This window comes from Streptomyces polyasparticus (assembly GCF_014493765.1).
Lineage (GTDB): Bacteria > Actinomycetota > Actinomycetes > Streptomycetales > Streptomycetaceae > Streptomyces > Streptomyces polyasparticus.
In genome coordinates, this window is the sequence record NZ_JACTVJ010000027.1 from 28,806 (window position 1) to 46,298 (window position 17,493).

Sequence of the window (17,493 nt, forward strand, 5' to 3'; positions counted from 1 at the left end):
ATGCTCGACTCGCTGAACTCCGAGGCCTTCACGGCCTTCGGCCAGCACATCCTCTGGTCCGACATGATCGGCAACACCTTCGGCCTCGCGGCGCTCGCGCTCGGCTGGAAGCGTTCGGTGTGGACCTGGCCCGTGCAGTTCGCCGCCGGCCTGATCCTCTTCGGCGCCTTCGCCGGACACCTCACCGGCAGCGCGGGCAAGCAGGTCGTGGTCATGGCCGTGGCGGTCATGGGCTGGATCGCCTGGACCCGAGGCAGGAAGGAAGCGCAGGACGGCTCGATAGCCGTGCGCTTCGCGACCTGGAAGGAGCGCGGCCTGATGCTCGCGGCCGCAGCCGCAGGCACCGTCGCCGTCGCGCTGCTCTTCAAGGCGTACCCGAGCCTGTCCTGGGACCCCTGGCCCGACGCCTACATCTTCGTCGGCACCATCGTCGCGATGTACGCCCAGGCGCGCGGCATGGTCGAGTTCTGGTTCGCCTGGCTGCTCGTCGACCTCGTGGGCGTCCCGCTGAACTTCGCCAACGGCTACGCCTTCTCCGGATTCGTCTACGTCATCTACGGCGCGCTCGTCCTGTGGGGCATGCGCGACTGGTGGCTGCGCTCGCGCGCCACCGCCCCGGCCCTGGAAGGAGCCCCGGCATGAGCACCGCAACTGTCTGGCCCGTGGACGAAGACCTCACCCTCGACCCGGTCGAGCAGGCCATCGCCGACATCGCGGCCGGCCGCCCGGTCGTGGTCGTGGACGACGAGGACCGCGAGAACGAGGGCGACCTCGTCATCGCCGCCGAGAAGGCCACGCCCGAGATCATCGCGTTCATGATGAGTGAGTGCCGCGGCCTGATCTGCGCCCCCATGGAGGGCGACGAGCTGGACCGGCTGCAGCTGCCGCAGATGGTCGCCGACAACACCGAGTCGATGAAGACCGCCTTCACCGTCTCCGTCGATGCCTCCGGCGCGCACGGCGTCACCACCGGCATCTCCGCCTGGGACCGCGCCACCACGCTGCGGCTCCTGGCGAGCGGCACCACCGGGCCTGAAGATTTCGTCCGCCCCGGCCACATCTTTCCGCTGCGCGCCCGCGAGGGCGGTGTCCTCGTGCGCAACGGCCACACCGAGGCCGCGGTCGACCTGGCCCGGCTCGCGGGCCTGCGCCCGGCCGGTGCCATCGTCGAGATCGCCGGCGAGGACGGCACGATGCTGCGCCTGCCCGAGCTGGTCCCGTTCGCGCGCAAGCACGGCCTGACGATCATCTCCATCGAGGACCTGGTCGCGTACCGCAGGAGCTCCGAGCCGACCGTGCGCCGCGAGGCCGAGGTCCAGCTGCCCACGCAGCACGGCGAGTTCACCGCGTACGGCTACCGCTCCACCGTCGACGGCGTCGAGCATGTCGCCCTGGTGCACGGCGAGATCGGCGACGGCCAGGACGTCCTGGTCCGTATCCACTCCGAATGCCTCACCGGCGACGTCTTCCACTCCCTGCGCTGCGACTGCGGCCCCCAGCTGGAGGCCGCCATGGACCGGATCCAGGCCGCCGGCAGGGGCGTCATCGTCTACCTGCGCGGCCACGAGGGCCGCGGCATCGGGCTGCTGTCCAAGCTGCGCGCGTACGAGCTCCAGGAGCGCGGCCGCGACACCCTCGACGCCAACCTGGAACTCGGCCTGCCCGCCGATGCCCGGGACTACGGCGCCGGCGCGCAGATCCTCGCCGACCTCGGCGTCCGCAGCGTCCGCCTGATGACCAACAACCCGGAGAAGTCCGACGCGCTCACCCGCCACGGCATCGAGATCAGCGGCCGCGAGGTCGTGGCGCTGCCGGCCGGCGAGCACAACCTGCGCTATCTGCGGACCAAGCGCGACCGCATGGGGCACGACCTGCCCTGGCTCGACGCGCAGTAGGACCCCCGAGCAACACCCACCGATCCACCCACACCGACCCGTCGATACGAGGAGAAGAGCACGTGAGCGGCAAGGGCGCACCCGAACTCAGCGTGAAGAACTGCGGCGACCTGCGGGTCGCGGTGATCGCGGCACAGTGGCACGAGAAGGTCATGGACGGCCTCGTCGACGGCGCTCTGCGCGCCCTGCACGAGCTCGGCATCGACGAGCCGACCCTGCTGCGCGTCCCCGGCAGCTTCGAGCTGCCCGTCGTCGCCAAAGTCCTCGCGGGCCGCGGCTACGACGCGATCGTGGCGCTCGGCGTCGTCATCCGCGGCGGCACCCCGCACTTCGAGTACGTCTGCCAGGGCGTCACCAACGGGCTCACCCAGGTCTCCGTCGACACCGGTGTCCCGATCGGTTTCGGCGTGCTGACCTGCGACACCGAGGAGCAGGCGCTCGACCGCGCCGGAATCGAAGGCTCCACCGAGGACAAGGGCCACGAGGCCGTCACCGCGGCCGTGGCCACGGCGACCACGCTGCGTACCGTCTCGGAACCCTGGCGTTAGGACGGGGCGCGAGGCCGCGTAGAGTAAGAGCCATCATGTCCAAGAAGACGTTCGAGGAGCTCTTCGTCGAGCTCCAGCACAAGGCCGCCAACGGCGACCCCGCCACCTCCCGTACCGCCGAACTGGTGGACAAGGGTGTGCATGCCATCGGCAAGAAGGTCGTCGAAGAGGCCGCCGAGGTCTGGATGGCCGCCGAGTACGAGGGCAAGGAAGCAGCCGCCGAGGAGATCTCGCAGCTGCTCTACCACGTCCAGGTGATGATGGTCGCGACCGGCGTCACCCTCGACGACGTGTACGCCCATCTCTGAGCGCCACACCCCCACCTCCCGTATCAACAGCTGTCCCTAGAGCTAAGGAAGCCGACCTCATGCTGCGCATCGCCGTCCCCAACAAGGGTTCACTGTCCGGACCTGCGTCGGCGATGCTCCATGAGGCCGGCTACCAGCAGCGCAAGGAGTCCAAGGAGCTCGTCCTCGTCGACCCCGACAACGAGGTGGAGTTCTTCTACCTGCGCCCCAAGGACATCGCGATCTACGTGTCCGCGGGCAAGCTCGACATCGGCATCACCGGCGAGGACCTCCTGATCGACTCCGGCGCCCATGCCGAGTCGATCCTGCCCCTCGGCTTCGCCCGCTCCACCTTCCGCTTCGCCGCCAAGCCGGGCGCCGTCAAGAACCTCGCGGACCTCGCGGGCAGGACGATCGCCACCTCGTACGAGGGCATCGTGGCCAAGTACCTCGCCGAGCAGGGCGTCGACGCCTCGGTCGTCCACCTGGACGGCGCCGTCGAGACGGCCATCGAGCTGGGCGTCGCCGACGCCATCGCCGACGTGGTCGAGACCGGCACCTCGCTGCGCAACGCGGGCCTGGAGGTCTTCGGCGACCCGATCATGAGGTCCGAGGCCGTGGTCATCCGCCGCACGGGCGCGGACACCGAGGACGCGAAGGTGCAGCAGTTCCTGCGCCGCCTGCAGGGCGTCCTGGTCGCCCGTACGTACGTGATGATGGATTACGACTGCCGCGCGGAGCACCTCGACGCCGCCGTGGCCCTGACGCCCGGCCTCGAAGGCCCGACCATCTCGCCGCTGCACAGCGAGGGCTGGGTCGCCGTCCGCGCCATGGTCCTGGCCAAGGAAGCCCAGCGGATCATGGACGATCTGTACGCGCTCGGCGCCCGCGCCATCCTCACGACCGCCATTCACGCCTGCCGTCTCTGACCGATGACTCAGCAACTGCCTTCGCTGCCGGTCACGTTCCGGCCCACCCGCACCCGTGCGGTCCTGCTGACCATCGGTGTCGCGATGTTCGCCGTGATCACGGCGATCGCGCTGATGCTGGAGAAGTTGGGCCCCGGTGAGCGCATCTCCTTCATCTTCACGGGCGCGGTGCTCTTCGCCGTCCTGGTGCTGCTCTCGCGGCCCAAGGTCGTCGCCGACGAAACCGGCGTCACGGTGGTCAACCTGACGCGTCGGCGCCGCCTCGCCTGGGCGGAGATCCTCCAGGTGAACCTGCGCGCCGGCGACCCCTGGGTGTTCCTCAACCTGAGCGACGGCACCAGCCTTCCGGCCCTGGGCATCCAGCCCGGCATCGGCAAGCAGCAGGCGATCCGTGACGCGGGTGCGCTGCGTGCGCTGGCCGAGGCGCACGGCACGGGCCCCGAGTCGGCCTGACGCTCGAACGCGCCCCCCCGCCGGGCGACAACCGGCGGGGGAGCACTGCCGCAGTGCCCGTCGTCGTGATTAATCTGTTGGCAGAGGCGTAGTGCGCGCCCGTCCCACCAAGGCCGGACCCGACCGAGGCCGAACCCCGGGACCCCTGCGAACCAAGGAGTGACCCTCTCCGCCGATGGACGGATCGTCCGGTAGTACCTGCGCCGCCCCTTCCCGACATAGCGGGGCGGCATGATCATCTCTCTGCTTCTGCTCGCCGCAGCCTTCCTCCTCATCCTCGCCAACGGATTCTTCGTGGCCGCCGAGTTCGGCCTGGTCACCGTGGAACGCCCGGACGCCGAGCGCGCCGCCGCAGCCGGCGACCGCAAGGCCCGCCGGGTCGTCGCCGCCCTGCGTGAGCTGTCCTTCCAGCTCTCCGGCACCCAACTGGGCATCACCATCACCTCCCTCGTGGTCGGCATGCTGGCCGAGCCCGCGCTCGCGCATCTGCTGTCCGGCCCCTTCACCGCGATCGGGATACCGCGCGGCGCCGTCTCCGGAGTCTCCGTCGTCGTCGGCATGCTGCTCGCCTCCGCCGTGCAGATGGTGATCGGGGAGCTCGTGCCCAAGAACTGGGCCGTGTCCCGCCCGCTCCAGGTGGCCCGCTTCGTGGCCGGACCCCAGGGCGCCTTCGCCCGTCTGTTCCGCCCGGTGATCGCCACACTCAACGCCGCCGCCAACCGTCTCGTACGGGCCTTCGGCGTCGAACCCGCCGACGAGCTGGCCTCGGCCCGCACCCCCGACGAGCTGATGTCCCTCGCCCAGCACTCCGCACAGGCCGGAGCGCTCGAAGCCGACACCGCCGACCTGTTCGTGCGCACCCTGTCGCTCGGCGAGCTGACCGCGCAGCATGTGATGACCCCGCGCGTGAAGGTCAATGCGCTGCAGTCCTCCGCGACCGCCGCCGACGTCGTCAACCTGACGCGTGCGACCGGGCTTTCGCGCTTCCCCGTCTACCGCGACAAGATCGACGAGATCATCGGCATGGCGCACCTCAAGGACGCCCTCGCCGTACGGGCCCAGGAACGCGGCCGCACCCCGGTGGGCCGGATCGCCCGCCCGCCCCTGCTCGTCCCCGAGACCCTGCCCGTACAGCAGTTGCTGCAGCAGCTGCGGCGCGAGCAGCCGATCGCCGTGGTGGTCGACGAGTACGGCGGCACCGCCGGCGTCGTGACCCTGGAGGACATCGTCGAGGAACTCGTCGGCGAGGTACGCGACGAGCACGACAAGGCGGTCTCGCCCGAACTCGCCGCCGTTCCCGCCGAGGACGGCAGGCCCGCCTGGGACGCCGACGGCAGCTGCCGCGTCGACATCCTGCAGCGCATAGGACTCCAGGTCCCCGAGGGTCCCTACGAGACGGTCGCCGGCCTCGTCGCCGACCTGCTCGGCCGGATTCCCGCACCCGGCGACCGGGCCGAACTCCCGGGCTGGCGGCTCTCGGTACGCCAGGTCGGCCACAACCGGGCCGAACGCGTCCGCCTCGTACGGACCGCATCCCGCCCCCTGGAGGCGGCCCGATGAGCGCGCTGCAACTCCTCTTCGCCCTCCTCCTGGTCCTCGGCAACGGCTTCTTCGTCGGCGCCGAGTTCGCGCTCGTCTCCGTACGCCGCAGCCAGATCGAGCCGTACGCGAAGGATTCGGCGCGCGCCCGCCGTGTCCTGTACGGCCTGGAGCATCTGCCGCAGATGATGGCGGCCGCACAGTTCGGCATCACCATCTGCTCGCTGACGCTCGGCGCGGTCGCCGAGCCGACGGTGGCGCACCTCCTGGAGCCCGTCTTCCACTGGCTGCACGTCCCGGACGGTCTGATCCACCCGCTCGGCTATGTCATCGCGCTGGCTGCGGTCGTCTTCCTGCACCTGGTGATCGGCGAGATGCTGCCGAAGAACCTGGCGATGGCCGCACCCGAGAAGACCGCGCTGTGGCTGAGCCCCGCCCTCGTCGCCTTCGCCCGCCTGTGCCGGCCGGTCACGGCCGCGTTCGGCGCGTGCGCCCGTGCGGTCCTGAAGCTCTTCGGAGTCGAGCCCAAGGACGAGGTCGAGGCCGTCTTCACCAGCGCCCAGCTGGGCCGCCTCGTCGAGGACGCGGGACAGGCGGGCCTCCTGGACCCCGAGGAGCAGGAAATCCTCGGCGACGCCCTGGAGTTGGGCACCCGCCCGGTCACGGACGTCCTGCTCGACCCGTCGCAGCTGGTCACGGTCGCGACCGGGGTCACCCCGCGCCGGATCGAGGAACTGACCGTCCGTACGGGCTACTCGCGCTTCCCGGTCTGCGCGGACGGCGGCGCTTTCATGGGCTACCTCCACGTCAAGGACGTCCTCGACCTGGAGGACACGGAACGTGCGGTGCCCCAGGAGATCTGGCGCCCGATGGCGACCCTGCGAGCGGAACTCCCCCTGGACGACGCCCTCACGGTGATGCAGCGCGCCGCGGCCCACCTCGCCAAGGTCGCCGACCCCTCGGGCCGTGTCCTCGGCCTGGTCGCCCTGGAGGACGTCCTCGAACTCCTGGTGGGCGAGGTCCGCGACCCGGCGCACCGAGCGGTGCCTCGTCCGGCGCCCGTGGTCCGGCTTCCGGTGGCCGACGAGGAGAACGCCATGGCCGGCTGACCGTACGTGGTCCGCCGGGGCTCATACCCCCGGCGGATCCCCCGGCCCCCGCCCCGACAACACCTCGCCATACGCCTGCATAAGATCCGGCAGCCGCAACGTCGCCAGATCCTCCACCCCCGGCTCGCCCGGATACCCCGAGAGCCGCAGATCCCGGTACGCACAGCTCTTCTCGTACAGCGTGCGAAGAAAGCGCCCGTTCCCCAGCTCGTCGATCCACCCCTGATCGACCACATGCCCGCTGATCGAGCGCAGCTCGTCCCGCGACTCGGCATCCCACTTGTCCCCGTTCTCCGCCGCGAGCACCTCACCGATCGCGGTGAGCTCCAGCGGCCGGTACGAGGGAAAGTCCACGCGCGTCGTGAAACGCGACGAGAGCCCGGGGTTGGCCGCGAGCAGCCGGTCCATGCCCTCGGGGTAGCCGGCGAGGATCACCACCAGATGGTCCCGGTTGTCCTCGGCCCGCTTGAGCAGCACCTGCAGCGCTTCGTCCCCGTACGCATCGCCCTTGCTGTAGCCCGAGTTGGACAGCGCGTACGCCTCGTCGACGAAGAGCACACCGCCGAGCGCGGAGTCGATCAGCTCGTTGGCCTTGACCGCGGTCTGTCCGAGGAACTCCCCGACCAGATCGGCCCGTTGGGCCTCCACCAGATGGTCGCCGCCGAGCAGCCCGAGCGCGTAGAAGACCCGCCCGAGAATGCGGGCGACCGTGGTCTTGCCCGTGCCCGAAGGACCCGAGAACACGAAGTGCCGCTTCGGCGGCTGGACGGGCAGCCCCTTGTCGGCCCGAATCCGGGCCATCCGCAGCTGCGCGGAGAGCGCCTTGACCTGGCGCTTCACGGGTTCCAGGCCGACCATCCGCTCCAGCTCGGCCAGCGCCTCCTGGAGCAGCGCCGGATCGGCGGGGCCCGTCGGCAGGGTCGGGGGGCCCGACTGCGCGGGAATGAGCGCCTTCTCCCGTACGGCATCGGCCTCCGGCGGCTGACCGCCCCCGGGGGGATCGGTGTCCGTACCGACCTTCAGATCCCCGCCCTCGGTGCCGTACGCGGTGTCGTAGCCGTCCGCATAGTCGCTCGCGTCCACCCCGGCCAGCGTGACGGAGCCGAACTCGCCGCTGTCGTCGGCGCCGTCGATCCCGTCGTAGTCGGCTATCGCCGCGAGGCGGGCGGAGGTGTCCATGAACGCCGGGTCGACCCGGTGCACCGCCCGGTACAGGGGGAGCGCCGCCGCGCTGCGCCCGGTGCCCTCATGGGCCCGCGCCAGCCAGTACCGCAGTTCCTTGCGCTGCGGCTGCTCGCTGCGGCAGCGCATCAGGGCCGCCGCGAGCAGCGGCTCGGCCTGCCCGTACATCTCCAGCCGCACCCGGGCCATCCCGCCGAACAGACCGGCCTCGATGCCCAGCGCATGGTCGTCGATCAGCGGATCGGTGTGGCGGACCAGCTGCTCCCAGTCCTTCACCAGATACGAGCGGCACGCGTGCAGAAAACGGACCTGGGCGTCGGCGTCCACCGGCGGCAGCCCCGCGAGCGCGCGGTCGAGATCGGGCACATGGCGTCCGTCGAGCCAGTGCGAGGCGTGGGCGAGCAGCAGATCGCGGGGGCTTTCGAGCACCGGCTGCACCCACCAGCCCAGCCAGTACCAGGAGTTGAGGGTGCGGCGGTGACGCGCGCGCTGTTCGCCGAAGCGGTCGCGGTGGCGGTACATCCGCAATAACGCGGTCGTGGTGTCCACCCGCAGCGCATGCAGCCCCAGCCAGCCGTCGGCCATCCCGGGGTCGATCCGCACCGCCGTTCTGAACTCCTCCTCGGCCTGCGGATACGCGCCCATGGTGTAGGCGTCGACGCCTCGCAGCCAGGCGAGGTCGGCCGGAGCCGATGCGCCCTGCGTGCCGAAGTCCATCACGTCCCCCACAAAACTGCCCCCGTTGGTGCGCCGCCGGGCGTCTGCCCGTCGGCGGCCTTCGCCGAACCGCCGTTCTGATACCGGGAGTTGACGTGGTGGCGATCATCGGGAAAGGCCCGGCGATCGCACCGAGAGGCATCGTACCTGCGCCTTGGCCGTCGGCCGTAGGGTGCCGCGCGAGTCGGAGGGCGCAAAGGCGGAGGCACAGAGGCAGGTACGGGGGAGCACGGGCGGGGCGCGAACTGGTCACCCTGGGTGATTAGTTGAAGGCGCGGTGCACACGCGAAAGGGACAAAGGGCAGAACGAAGCCCCCGATCACGGGGGAACAATCGGGGGCTTCGCGTCTGCGGGCGACCGGCTCGCGGTCGCACATTGAGAACGTAAGTCCTGTACGACCCCTCGGTCAAGCCGAGTTGGGGCACTCTCAGTGCCCGATTTCGGGTCGTGGAGCGCATCGCCGCCACGCCGTCACGTTCCGTGACGGAACAGGGTCAGGCTGCGCCCAACTCGGGCCCCGGCAGCACCTCGTACCCCTCGGGGATCTGCCGCACCAGGGCGTCCGCGAACGGCCGGGACGGGTCCTCGGCGAAGTGCCGTTCCTCGGCCGGCTCCCACTGCTCCCAGAAGTCCTGCTGCACCAGACCGTCGCGCTCGCGCCCGCGCCGCCAGGACTGCCCCGGGGGCAACTCCATCCACAACAGGTGCGCCAGCCACGGCCGCAGGTCCCGCCGCCCCGCGCCCACGCCCTCGATCAGGACGACGGGGGCCGGCTCGACGACCGGACCGGGGTGGAAGCGGCGTGCGTTCCAGTCGTACACGGCGGGACGGGCGCCGCGGCCCGCGGCGAGCGGTTCGAGGACCTCGCGCCGGAAGCGGCCGGTCCAGTCGAAGAGCTCCGCGTGGCTGCGGATGTCGTCCAGGCCGATGACCGGAGCGCCGCCGAGCTCGGCGGCCAGACGGCGCGTGAAGGTCGACTTCCCGGAGCCCGCGTGCCCGTCGATCCCGATCAGCCGGACCGGTCCGCACGAGGGCGCGAGCGCCCGCAGCTCGGCCGCGAGAGGCGTGAGCGAGGCGAGCGGGCCTGAGGGGCGAGGGGAGTCGTTCATCGGGCCCAAGCGTACGGTGATCACGCCGGCGCGCCGAAGCTGTCGCAGGTCACGCCAGTGGTCCAGGCCAATATTGGTGGGCGCGCCGCGGGCCGAAACCCTGGCAGAAGCGGTCGGCGAGCGGCCATAGTGGCACCGCCGTTCGTGCCGTTCTGGACCAGGAGCCCCCATGACCTCCTCCCCGCACCGGACCTCCCGCAGAACCGTCCTCGCCGCAGCCGTGGCCGTCGCCGCCGCGGGCGCCGTCTCACCGGCTTCGGCCGCCCCACCCGCCGCACCCGACGCGGAGCGCCCCGTGCAGGATCGCCTCGTGGACAACCACTTCTGGAGGACGTACGGGCACTGGCGCAGCGGCACCGCGCAGGGCACCCGCGCCGTGCCCGGCACCCGCCCGGGCCTCGCGATCGCGACGCCCGCCGGACTGCGCGCCTACACCGACCCGCACACCGGGACGGTCGCCAACTGGGAGTACGCGACCTGGACCAGCCCCGTGCACACCCTGTCGGTGCCGGCCACCGAGGTCATCGCCTCCTGGAACGCCGACACCCCCGCCGGTACCTGGCTGGAGATCGAACTCCGGGGAACGTACTCCGACGGCACGCGCACCCCCTGGTACGTGATGGGCCGCTGGGCCGCAGGCGACGCCGACATCCGGCGCACCTCCGTCGACGACCAGAGCGACGGCAAGAGCTCGATCTGGACCGACACCTTCTCCGTCGACGATCCCGCGACCGGTCTGCGCCTCACCTCGTACCAGCTGCGCCTGACCCTGCTGCGCAAGCCGGGCAGCCGCCGCACGCCGACCGTCTGGCGGGCCGGCGCGATGGGCTCCGACGTCCCCGACCGCTTCGAGGTGCCCGCGTCGAAGCCCGGCCTCGCGCGCGAGCTGCCCGTGCCGCGCTACTCGCAGAACACCCACATCGGCCAGTACCCCGAGTACGACAACGGCGGCGAGGCCTGGTGCAGCCCCACCTCCTCGACGATGATCATCGAGTACTGGGGCCGCGGTCCGACCCCCGAGGACCTGGCCTGGGTCAACCCCGAGTTCGCCGATCCGCAGGTCTGCCACGCGGCCCGCCATACCTTCGACTACCAGTACAACGGCTGCGGCAACTGGCCCTTCAACGCCGCCTATGCGGCCACGTACAAGGACTTGCAGGGCGTCGTCACCCGGCTCGGCTCCCTGACGGACCTGGAGCGCCTGATCGCGGCCGGTATCCCGGCCATAACGTCCCAGTCCTTCCTCAAGGAGGAGCTCACGGGCGCGGGCTACGGTACGGCCGGCCATCTGATGACCGTGATCGGCTTCACCGCGGACGGCGACGTGATCGCCAACGATCCGGCGTCCCCGAGCAACGAGGCCGTGCGCCGGGTCTACCAGCGGCGCGAGTGGGAGAACATCTGGCTGCGCACCAAGCGCTACAACTCCACCGGCAAGGTCGTCTCGGGCACGGGCGGCGTCTGCTACCTGTACTTCCCGGCCCGCCCGACGGCGGAGCAGCTGAGCGCGCTCGCCGCGGTCGGGGTGCGCTGAGCCGGGCGTCAGCGTCCGGCGGGCTGCCACCACTCCAGGTGGGCGGCCGCCTCGGCGGCGGGCTCGATGATCTCCCACACCTCGGTGATCAGGCCGTCCTCGATCCGCAGGAGATCCACCACCGTGATCTCCACGCCCGAGGGGTGCGTGCGGCGGGAGTGCACCACGACGTGACCGCCGTCGGCCAGCAGGTGGAGCACCTCGACCCGCATGCCGGCGAGCGGGACGAGTGCCGCCTCGACGGAGGCGAGCCACTCCTTCTTCGTCGAGGTGGTCGCGTCGGGCCGGTGGTGGAGGAAGTCCTCGCTCAGCAGGGGAGCGACGGCGTCGACACCACCCGGCCCGAGCAGATCGGCCAGCGCGCGCTGGACGAGTTCCTTGTGATCCGTGGTTGTGGTCATGGACCGAGTCTTTCCGCCGCCGTACCGGCTGTCGATGACATGGGATTTCATGGCGCCCGGCGCCGGCCTGAGTAGGCTCGACGACCATGAGTACGGCGGGGGAGCTGACGACCATGCGTACGGCGGGGGAACTGCTGAGGCAGTGGCGCCATCGCCGCGGGCTCAGCCAGCTGGATCTCGCCCTCGCGGCCGATGTCTCCGCCCGCCATGTCAGCCTGGTCGAGACGGGCAAGTCCCGGCCGAGCGCCGACATGATCCTCCGCCTCGCCCGGCACCTCGACGTTCCCTTGCGCGAGCGCAACGGCCTGCTGCTCGCCGGCGGCTTCGCACCCCGCTACACGGAGCGGCCGCTCGACGACGAGGCCCTTGCGGCCGCACGGGACGCGGTCCGGCGGGTGCTGCGCGCCCACGAGCCGTATCCGGCCGTGGCCTTCGACCGCCGCTGGAACATCGTGCTGTTCAACCGCGCGGTCGAGCCGTTCCTCGCGGACGTGCACCCCGACCTGCTGCGCCCGCCGATGAACCTGGTGCGCCTCGGCCTCGACCCCCGCGGATTCGCCCCGCTGGTCGTCAACCTGGCCGATGTGCGGACGGTCTTCCGCACCCGCGTCGGACGGCAGCTCGCCCTCGCTCCCGACGCGGAACTCACGGCGCTGTACGAGGAGTTGCTGGCGCCCGGCGCGGAAGGGGTCGGCGCGCAAGAGCCCGAGGGTCAGGACCGGACACAAGGACCGAGAGCCGCCTCCGGTGTCGTGATCCCGATGATCCTGCGCCTGGACGGGCAGGAGCTGCGGCTGTTCTCGACCATCACCACCTTCGGCACCCCGACGGACATCACCTTGGACGAGCTCGCCATCGAGTCCTACTACCCGGCGGACGCGCGCAGCGCCGCGTACTTCGAAGGGCGCGGAGCAGGGGGAGCCGGGACGGCCGAGGGGCAGGGGCCGAGTGGAGTGCCCCACACGTGACCTCCGTCTCTACCCCTGAACGCCCCGCGATGTCACCTTTGACGTAGTCCCAGGGGGAACCTCCACCGCAGTACCACCGTGAGCGAGACAGCCATGAACTCCAGCGCCCGCGTCAGCGCCCGTGCCGCCGCCACCACCGCCGAGATCGCCGAGTACGTCCGCAGCCGGACCGGCGGCCCCAAGGACAACGGGCCGAAGATCCTCGAGCATCTCGCGGGCTGGACCCTCGTCGTGGTCCTGGCCATGTTCGTCTCGCAGACCGGGCTGCTCTGAAAACCTCCCGCCGTTCCCCTGCCAGGTGCACCCTTCCGAGGGTTGTGCAGACGTGCTCAAATTGAGATGAGTTAACGGTCGTGAACCGGGTGACGTGCAGCCTTGTATCGGGCATACTCATCGCGCGCCAGTCACTCGCCCCGGTTTCGAGACCCGGATCCAAGGGCTACGACTGAGCACGTCAGACCTCGGCGGCGCCGCCACACCCTGCGCGCGCGTCCGCCGCAGCGCCCGACAGGGAGGAGTCTCGCCATGACCGTCCGAGCCCCACAGCCGGTGGACCGACAGCTGCCCACCGAGGAGGCCGCGGATCTGCTCATGCTCGTCCGCGAGCTGATCAAGGGTGAGATCGCGCCCGGCGCCGCCGAACAGGAGGAAGCCGGGCATTTCCCGCGCGAGGTCTTCTCGCTGCTCTCCCAGTCGGGACTGCTCGGTCTGCCGTACGAGGAGGAGTTCGGCGGCGGTGAGCAGCCGTACGAGGTCTACCTCCAGGTGCTTGAAGAGCTCGCCGCGGCCCGTCTGACGGTCGGCCTCGGCGTCAGCGTGCACTCGCTCGCCTGCCACGCGCTGGCCAATTACGGCACCAAGGAGCAGCGCACCGAGCACCTTCCCGCCATGCTCGGCGGCGGACTGCTCGGCGCGTACTGCCTCTCGGAGCCGTCCTCCGGCTCGGACGCCGCCTCGCTGCGCACCAAGGCCGTACGGGACGGCGAGGACTGGATCCTCGACGGCACCAAGGCCTGGATCACCCACGGCGGGATCGCCGACTTCTACACGGTGCTCGCCCGCACCGGGGGAGAGGGATCCCGCGGGATCACCGCCTTCCTCGTGCCCGGCGATGCCGAGGGTCTGACGGCCGCAGTGCCCGAGAAGAAGATGGGCATGAAGGGCTCGCCCACCGCGCAGCTGCACTTCGACGGCGTCCGTGTCAGCGACGCCCGCCGCATCGGCGACGAGGGCCAGGGCTTCGCGATCGCCCTGTCCGCGCTCGACGGCGGCCGGCTCGGCATCGCCGCCTGCGCGATCGGTGTCGCCCAGGCGGCGCTCGACGAGGCGCTCGGCTATGCCACGCAGAGGCAGCAGTTCGGCCGCCCGATCGCCGACTTCCAGGGCCTGCGCTTCATGCTCGCCGACATGGCCACCCAGATCGAGGCCGGCCGCGCCCTGTACCTGGCGGCGGCCCGGCTGCGCGACGCCGGACGGCCGTTCTCGCGGCAGGCGGCGATGGCCAAGCTGTTCTGCACCGACACCGCCATGAAGGTCACCACGGACGCGGTCCAGGTGCTCGGCGGCTACGGCTACACGCAGGACTTCCCCGTCGAGCGCCTGATGCGCGAGGCCAAGGTCCTTCAGATCGTCGAGGGCACCAACCAGATCCAGCGGATGGTCATCGCCCGTCACCTCGCGGGTCCTGAGTCTCGCTGAACGCCATACGGTCCTGGGCCTCGGCGAGCTGCATCCGCTCCTGAGGCTCGCCGTACTGCCTGCGGTCCTGAGCCTCTGCATGCTGCATCCGGTCCTGAGGCTCTGCACGCTGCCTGCGGTCCTGAGGCTCTGCACGCTGCATCCGGTCCTGAGGCTCGCCGAAGTGCATCCGGTCCTGAGCGTCGGCGTACTGCCTGCGGTCCTGAGCCTCACCGAACTGCATCCGCTCCCGGGTCTCGCCGAACTGGCCGGGCCCGGGGGTGAATTGGCGCGGCGGGCGCGCACCCGCGCCCGCCGGCGTCCCGAAGGGTTCGCCCGACCCGAACGGCTCCGTGGCGCCGAACCGCTCCGTGGCGCCGAACCGCTCCGTGCTGCCGAACGGCTCGCCCGAGCCGAATTCCCCCGGCCGCACGATCGGCGCCGTGAGCCGTGCCCACTCGGGGTCCCTGTGCCCCGGCAGCGTCTTCCCCCTGCCCGCCCAGTTCCGCAGCAGTTCCCGGTAGATGGGCGGGTCGGACGCGCGGACCGCACCACGGTCAGCGGTCTGCTGAACCGATTCTCCGGCCGTGGGGACGTAGAGCGTGCGGCGGCGCCTGCCGAGTGCTTCGTGCAAGGGGGTCATGCCGGGCCAACGCGGCAAAAGCGCGCAGGACACCCTCGCCGGAATTCGCGGATCGGTTCGGAGGGTGATTCCGGCCGCGCGGCCGATGACTCCTGAAGCGTCCTGCGCCGAGGCCTGACGAGCGTTGACACGAGTATGGCCCCCCGCTGCGTATCTGACGTACCGTCATCTCCGCCGCAGGGGGCGCGCCCTGCAACCACCGTGTGTTCAGGGAGGATTGCCGTGGCCGACGACCGACCGGTGCCGCTCGACGAGTACCCCGTCCACCAGGTCCCGCTCTCGATGAAGCATGTCGCCACCGGCGACCGCAACGCGTACGACCGCTGCATCTTCCATCTCTTCGACCACGAGGGCCGGTTCCTGCTCATCCTCGGTCTGGGGGTCTACCCCAACATGGGGGTGATCGACGCATACGCCACCTTGCGTATCGGCGACACTTTGCACGCCGTACGCGCGTCCGACGCACTCGGGGACGACCGGATGCAGCTGGAGGTCGGCCCGCTGAAGATCACGGTCGAGGAGCCCCTCAAGCGCATCCGGCTGCAGTGTGCCGCCGACGGACCCGACTCCCTCTCGTACGACCTGACATGGACCGCGGACTTCCCGGCCCTCTGGGAGCCGCACCACACCCAGCGCAAGGGCGACAGGCTCACCCTGGAGGGGCGCCGCTTCGTCCAGGCGGGACGTCCCGAAGGGACCATCCGGGCCGCGGGAGAGGAGATCGCCGTCCGCGCGGACGCCTGGACGGGCACCCGCGACCGCAGCTGGGGCGTACGGCCGATCCCCGGCGAGGAGGGCGGCCGGATCGCCGCCGAGGCGCGCACCGAGGGCTTCCACTGGCTCTGGATACCGGTCCGCTTCGACGACCGCTTCGTGATGGTGATCGCCCAGGAGGACGCCGACGGTTACCGCACCCTGAACGAGGCTGTGATGGTCCGCGAGGGCGTGCGCGACGTCCAACTCGGCTGGCCCCAGGCCGACATCACCTACCGCTCGGGCACCCGCCACCCCGAGCGCGCCGTCGTCCACCTCGCCGACGCCTCCCGCAAGCCCGTCGAGCTCACCGTCGAATGCCTCACCTCGATCCCGCTCGCCCTGGGCGCCGGCTATCCGCCCGCCGACGACTGGCAGCACGGCACCTGGCGCGGCCACGACTGGTCCGACCGACGCACGTACGACCTCTCGGATCCTTCGGCGCACCCCCTCGCGGCCTACGGCGTGATCGACCACGCCGCCCGCTTCACCCTCGACGGGCGCACCGGCTACGGCATCTTCGAGCACGGCAGCTTCGGCCGCCACGACCCCTCCGGCTTCACCGGCTTCGACTCGGTCGCCCCGTGAGTACCCGCGCCCGGCGCCCCCTGAACCCCCGTACCCGCGAGAGGAGTTGAACCATGGCCACGGCACCCCGCCCCCGCACCACCACCCGCGACCCCGAGGAACTCGGCCGTCTCCTGACCGCCTGGCTCGCCGCCCGGCTGCCCGGCGCGAAGGCGACCAATGTCTCGGTCCCCGAGTCCAACGGCATGTCCAGCGAGACCCTGCTCTTCGACATCGAGCACCCCGAACCCCCGCTCGCGGCCTGCGCGTTGCGCCTGGCCGCCGACCCCTCCGCGTACACGATCTTCCCGGTGTACGACATGGAGCGGCAGCACCGCGTCATGAGCCTCGTCGGCGAGCACACCGAACTCCCGGTCCCGCGCGTGCAGTGGCTCGAACTCGACCCCGGCCCGCTGGGGGCGCCGTTCTTCGTCATGGAACGCAAGGACGGCCGCGTACCGCCCGACGTCATGCCCTACACGTACGAGGGGAACTGGCTGCACTCAGCGAGCGACGCCGAACGCGCACACCTCGAAGAGGCCTCGATCACGCTCCTCGCCAAGCTGCACGATCAATTCCCCGCGGAAGAAGCCGAGTTGCTGGCCGAGCCCGGCGACGGCAGCCCGCTGCGCAAGCATGTCGAGGCGCAACGCACGTACTACGAGTGGGTCGTACGCGACGTCGCCCGCTCCCCGCTGATCGAGACGGCCTTCGAGCGTCTCGAGGAGCTCTGGCCCGCCGAGGAGGGCGAAGCGGTCCTCAACTGGGGCGATGCCCGGATCGGCAACATCATCTACGACGGCTTCGAACCCGCCGCCGTACTCGACTGGGAGATGGCCTCACTCGCTCCGCGCGAGGTCGACCTGGGCTGGACGGTCTACCTGCACCGCTTCTTCCAGGACCTCACGGTCAGTTTCGGACAGGCCGGGCTCCCGGACTTCCTGCGCCGCGACCGCATCGAGGCGCGCTACGGCGAACTCACCGGCCACACACCGCGGAACATGGACTTCTACACCCTGTACGCGGCGCTGCGGCACGCGGTCGTGATGCTCCGCGTCGCCTACCGGCAGGTGCACTTCGGCGAGACGACCGTCCCGGATGACCCCAAGGACGTGGACAAACTGATCCTGCACCACGCCAGCCTGGCGGCCATGGTGCAGGGCAGCTACTGGGATTGACGC

At 70.8% G+C, this 17,493-nt stretch carries 18 protein-coding genes; 14 read left to right on the top strand and 4 right to left on the bottom strand.

The window, feature by feature from the left end; all coding sequences use genetic code 11:
- The 8 genes from H9Y04_RS38775 (at position 1) to H9Y04_RS38810 (ending at position 6,760) form a co-directional block, all read left to right on the top strand.
- Entirely contained in the window at positions 1 to 642 is a 642-nt protein-coding gene (locus H9Y04_RS38775) for a nicotinamide mononucleotide transporter family protein (RefSeq protein ID WP_187818992.1), read from the top strand.
- Positions 639 to 1,895, top strand: coding sequence for a bifunctional 3,4-dihydroxy-2-butanone-4-phosphate synthase/GTP cyclohydrolase II (locus H9Y04_RS38780; protein ID WP_187818924.1), 1,257 nt, complete (start codon positions 639 to 641; stop codon positions 1,893 to 1,895). Before H9Y04_RS38775 ends, H9Y04_RS38780 begins: the two co-directional genes overlap by 4 nt.
- Before the next feature lie 62 nt (positions 1,896 to 1,957).
- Entirely contained in the window at positions 1,958 to 2,443 is a 486-nt protein-coding gene (gene ribH / locus H9Y04_RS38785; RefSeq protein ID WP_187818925.1) for a 6,7-dimethyl-8-ribityllumazine synthase, read from the top strand.
- Positions 2,444 to 2,478: 35 nt separating this feature from the next.
- Positions 2,479 to 2,751, top strand: a complete 273-nt coding sequence (locus H9Y04_RS38790) for a phosphoribosyl-ATP diphosphatase (RefSeq protein WP_187818926.1) — start codon at positions 2,479 to 2,481, stop codon at positions 2,749 to 2,751.
- A 59-nt stretch (positions 2,752 to 2,810) separates the two neighbouring features.
- Positions 2,811 to 3,659, top strand: coding sequence for an ATP phosphoribosyltransferase (gene hisG / locus H9Y04_RS38795; RefSeq protein WP_187818927.1), 849 nt, complete (start codon positions 2,811 to 2,813; stop codon positions 3,657 to 3,659).
- A gap of 3 nt (positions 3,660 to 3,662) precedes the next feature.
- Positions 3,663 to 4,112 (top strand): PH domain-containing protein, encoded by a 450-nt coding sequence (locus tag H9Y04_RS38800; RefSeq protein ID WP_187818928.1) that lies wholly within the window; start codon positions 3,663 to 3,665, stop codon positions 4,110 to 4,112.
- 231 nt (positions 4,113 to 4,343) lie between these two features.
- A complete protein-coding gene (locus H9Y04_RS38805; protein ID WP_187818929.1) occupies positions 4,344 to 5,672 on the top strand; it encodes a hemolysin family protein in 1,329 nt (442 codons plus the stop codon).
- Positions 5,669 to 6,760, top strand: coding sequence for a hemolysin family protein (locus H9Y04_RS38810; RefSeq protein ID WP_187818930.1), 1,092 nt, complete (start codon positions 5,669 to 5,671; stop codon positions 6,758 to 6,760). The genes H9Y04_RS38805 and H9Y04_RS38810 overlap by 4 nt, the downstream gene beginning before the upstream one ends.
- A gap of 21 nt (positions 6,761 to 6,781) precedes the next feature.
- Here the strand turns inward: H9Y04_RS38810 and H9Y04_RS38815 are convergent, their stop codons facing one another.
- Positions 6,782 to 8,659, bottom strand: coding sequence for an AAA family ATPase (locus H9Y04_RS38815; RefSeq protein WP_187818931.1), 1,878 nt, complete (start codon positions 8,657 to 8,659; stop codon positions 6,782 to 6,784).
- 495 nt (positions 8,660 to 9,154) lie between these two features.
- Positions 9,155 to 9,769: a uridine kinase family protein gene (locus H9Y04_RS38820; RefSeq protein WP_187818932.1), complete on the bottom strand. Its 615-nt coding sequence runs from the start codon at positions 9,767 to 9,769 to the stop codon at positions 9,155 to 9,157.
- Between the two features lie 169 nt (positions 9,770 to 9,938).
- On the opposite strand from H9Y04_RS38820, the gene H9Y04_RS38825 reads away from it, so the two are divergent.
- Complete coding sequence (locus tag H9Y04_RS38825; RefSeq protein WP_187818933.1) at positions 9,939 to 11,303, top strand: C39 family peptidase; 1,365 nt, start codon at positions 9,939 to 9,941, stop codon at positions 11,301 to 11,303.
- Between the two features lie 8 nt (positions 11,304 to 11,311).
- Here H9Y04_RS38825 and H9Y04_RS38830 read toward each other — a convergent pair whose 3' ends face one another.
- Entirely contained in the window at positions 11,312 to 11,704 is a 393-nt protein-coding gene (locus H9Y04_RS38830; RefSeq protein WP_236072000.1) for a nuclear transport factor 2 family protein, read from the bottom strand.
- A gap of 113 nt (positions 11,705 to 11,817) precedes the next feature.
- Here H9Y04_RS38830 and H9Y04_RS38835 point away from each other — a divergent pair, with 113 nt between their 5' ends.
- The 3 genes from H9Y04_RS38835 to H9Y04_RS38845 all read left to right on the top strand — a co-directional run bounded on the left by H9Y04_RS38835 (position 11,818) and on the right by H9Y04_RS38845 (position 14,370).
- On the top strand, positions 11,818 to 12,672 hold the full coding sequence (locus H9Y04_RS38835) for a helix-turn-helix domain-containing protein (RefSeq protein WP_187818993.1): 855 nt from the start codon (positions 11,818 to 11,820) through the stop codon (positions 12,670 to 12,672).
- Between the two features lie 78 nt (positions 12,673 to 12,750).
- Positions 12,751 to 12,945, top strand: coding sequence for an SCO1431 family membrane protein (locus H9Y04_RS38840; protein ID WP_308801758.1), 195 nt, complete (start codon positions 12,751 to 12,753; stop codon positions 12,943 to 12,945).
- Between the two features lie 252 nt (positions 12,946 to 13,197).
- Positions 13,198 to 14,370, top strand: coding sequence for an acyl-CoA dehydrogenase family protein (locus H9Y04_RS38845; protein WP_187818935.1), 1,173 nt, complete (start codon positions 13,198 to 13,200; stop codon positions 14,368 to 14,370).
- On the opposite strand, the gene H9Y04_RS47145 is transcribed toward H9Y04_RS38845, so the two are convergent.
- Positions 14,333 to 14,992, bottom strand: coding sequence for a hypothetical protein (locus H9Y04_RS47145; protein WP_187818998.1), 660 nt, complete (start codon positions 14,990 to 14,992; stop codon positions 14,333 to 14,335). The genes H9Y04_RS38845 and H9Y04_RS47145 overlap by 38 nt on opposite strands.
- Positions 14,993 to 15,214: 222 nt before the next feature.
- Here H9Y04_RS47145 and H9Y04_RS38855 point away from each other — a divergent pair, with 222 nt between their 5' ends.
- Both H9Y04_RS38855 and H9Y04_RS38860 read left to right on the top strand, forming a co-directional pair.
- Positions 15,215 to 16,333: an Rv3169 family protein gene (locus H9Y04_RS38855; RefSeq protein ID WP_187818936.1), complete on the top strand. Its 1,119-nt coding sequence runs from the start codon at positions 15,215 to 15,217 to the stop codon at positions 16,331 to 16,333.
- A 53-nt stretch (positions 16,334 to 16,386) separates the two neighbouring features.
- Positions 16,387 to 17,490: a phosphotransferase family protein gene (locus tag H9Y04_RS38860; protein ID WP_187818937.1), complete on the top strand. Its 1,104-nt coding sequence runs from the start codon at positions 16,387 to 16,389 to the stop codon at positions 17,488 to 17,490.
- Positions 17,491 to 17,493 lie beyond the last annotated feature (3 nt).

Excerpts from the sequence above, each read along its gene's own strand:
- H9Y04_RS38775 (WP_187818992.1), top strand. The coding sequence starts at position 1 with ATGCTCGACTCGCTGAACTCCGAGGCCTTCACGGCCTTCGGCCAGCAC.
- H9Y04_RS38780 (WP_187818924.1), top strand. The coding sequence starts at position 639 with ATGAGCACCGCAACTGTCTGGCCCGTGGACGAAGACCTCACCCTCGAC.
- H9Y04_RS38790 (WP_187818926.1), top strand. The coding sequence starts at position 2,479 with ATGTCCAAGAAGACGTTCGAGGAGCTCTTCGTCGAGCTCCAGCACAAG.
- hisG (WP_187818927.1), top strand. The coding sequence starts at position 2,811 with ATGCTGCGCATCGCCGTCCCCAACAAGGGTTCACTGTCCGGACCTGCG.
- H9Y04_RS38800 (WP_187818928.1), top strand. The coding sequence starts at position 3,663 with ATGACTCAGCAACTGCCTTCGCTGCCGGTCACGTTCCGGCCCACCCGC.
- H9Y04_RS38805 (WP_187818929.1), top strand. The coding sequence starts at position 4,344 with ATGATCATCTCTCTGCTTCTGCTCGCCGCAGCCTTCCTCCTCATCCTC.
- H9Y04_RS38810 (WP_187818930.1), top strand. The coding sequence starts at position 5,669 with ATGAGCGCGCTGCAACTCCTCTTCGCCCTCCTCCTGGTCCTCGGCAAC.
- H9Y04_RS38815 (WP_187818931.1), bottom strand. The coding sequence starts at position 8,659 with ATGGACTTCGGCACGCAGGGCGCATCGGCTCCGGCCGACCTCGCCTGG.
- H9Y04_RS38820 (WP_187818932.1), bottom strand. The coding sequence starts at position 9,769 with ATGAACGACTCCCCTCGCCCCTCAGGCCCGCTCGCCTCGCTCACGCCT.
- H9Y04_RS38825 (WP_187818933.1), top strand. The coding sequence starts at position 9,939 with ATGACCTCCTCCCCGCACCGGACCTCCCGCAGAACCGTCCTCGCCGCA.
- H9Y04_RS38830 (WP_236072000.1), bottom strand. The coding sequence starts at position 11,704 with ATGACCACAACCACGGATCACAAGGAACTCGTCCAGCGCGCGCTGGCC.
- H9Y04_RS38835 (WP_187818993.1), top strand. The coding sequence starts at position 11,818 with ATGCGTACGGCGGGGGAACTGCTGAGGCAGTGGCGCCATCGCCGCGGG.
- H9Y04_RS38845 (WP_187818935.1), top strand. The coding sequence starts at position 13,198 with ATGACCGTCCGAGCCCCACAGCCGGTGGACCGACAGCTGCCCACCGAG.
- H9Y04_RS47145 (WP_187818998.1), bottom strand. The coding sequence starts at position 14,992 with ATGACCCCCTTGCACGAAGCACTCGGCAGGCGCCGCCGCACGCTCTAC.
- H9Y04_RS38860 (WP_187818937.1), top strand. The coding sequence starts at position 16,387 with ATGGCCACGGCACCCCGCCCCCGCACCACCACCCGCGACCCCGAGGAA.